We start from the raw sequence: 1374 nt of genomic DNA on the forward strand, positions 1-1374 counted from the left end.
TGGATTTGTAGGTTTTTTAATAGTGGGTTCATGAACGACCATATTCATTACCGGTTAAGTTAAATATATCCTTTTTTCTTGTTAAGTGGTATACCCTTGTGGTCTAGGCAGCCTGTTTTGACAGCCTATATTCAACCGGAGTCACGTATCCCAGCGAACTATGGAGCCGTTTCCGGTTGTAGAACAGCTCGATATACCTGAAAGCGGCCTCCCGCACGTCTTCGATGTCCTTGAAGTCACGCCTGTAGGCCATCTCCTTCTTGAAGCTTGCGAAGAAGCTTTCCATGCAGGCGTTGTCGTAGGGGCAGCCCGGTGCGCTCATCGAGGGCGTTATCCCGTTCTCCGAGAGCATCGTGCGGTAACCCATGCTACTGTACTGCACGCCGCGGTCGGAATGGAAGATGAGCCCGTCGTGATGGCCGCGTTGCATGATGGCATTGGACAACGCGCGCTTGACAAGTTCCGTGTCGATGTTCTTGCTTACGGCGTAGCCCACCGCCTCCTTGTTACACAGGTCCAACACCACGGCAAGGTACACCCAGCCAAGCGTAGTCTTGACGTAGGTGATGTCGCCGGCCCAGACGGCGTTCAGGCTGTCGGGATCGAACTTACGCTGCACCAGGTTCTCGCTGTACATGGCGTCGCATTTGCCCTTGCGGTAGGGTTTCCACTTCCTGAGTGTGACTGGATAGAGCCCGTTCTCGCGCATGATGCGGCGCAGTTTCCACACCTTTACCTCGACACCCTTGTCTTGGAGTGCCGCCAGCATCTTCGGGCAACCGTACACGCGGTGGTTTTCTTCGAAGGTGTCGCGGACCTTCTGGACAAGCCGTTCTTCGCGGGCCTTGCGTTCGGACCTTGCCGTTTCCTGTTTTGACCACTGGTAGTAGGAACACTGCGGTATTCCTAGGGCTCTGCACATCTTCCTGACTGAGTATTTCTTGCGGTTCACGTGTATCGCCTCGCATTTCAGTCGTGTGGTCGCATAAAGATGTGCAGGGATTTTTTTAGGATCTCTACCGTCTCCTTCTCGTCCGCGAGTTCCTTTTCGCGTTTCTTCAGGAGCTTCTCCAGTTCCCTATTCTTGGTGGCGAGTTCCTCGACGGACACCTTGCGGATGCGCCGTTCCTCGCGATAGCTCGGCAGGTTGTGTTCCTTGCGGTACTCGTTTACCCACCTACCGACCGTATTTGGCCCTATTCCGAGTTCCTTGGCTATCTGATTTGCGGACTTTTCGCCTTTCAGGACCAGTTTGATGACTTGTTCCCTTGTCTCGGAGTTGTAGTTGACTTTTGCCATTGTTTTACCTTTTTGGGGTTGCGCAATGAATATAGTAGCTTATGCTACCCTCTTATTAAACTCCTGCATAGTCCA

General features: G+C 52.8%; 2 protein-coding genes. Both read right to left on the reverse strand.

The features are described 5' to 3' along the window. Nucleotides 1-103: 103 nt before the first annotated feature. Nucleotides 104-952: an IS3 family transposase gene (locus B7989_RS13790; RefSeq protein WP_085534771.1), complete on the reverse strand. Its 849-nt coding sequence runs from the start codon at nucleotides 950-952 to the stop codon at nucleotides 104-106. A gap of 17 nt (nucleotides 953-969) precedes the next feature. Further along, on the reverse strand, nucleotides 970-1299 hold the full coding sequence (locus B7989_RS13795) for a transposase (protein ID WP_073054652.1): 330 nt from the start codon (nucleotides 1297-1299) through the stop codon (nucleotides 970-972). Between the last annotated feature and the right edge of the window lie 75 nt (nucleotides 1300-1374).

It is taken from the genome of Fibrobacter sp. UWB5, from assembly GCF_002210295.1.
Taxonomy (GTDB): Bacteria; Fibrobacterota; Fibrobacteria; order Fibrobacterales; family Fibrobacteraceae; genus Fibrobacter.

Excerpts from the sequence above, each read along its gene's own strand:
- B7989_RS13795 (WP_073054652.1), bottom strand. The coding sequence starts at position 1,299 with ATGGCAAAAGTCAACTACAACTCCGAGACAAGGGAACAAGTCATCAAA.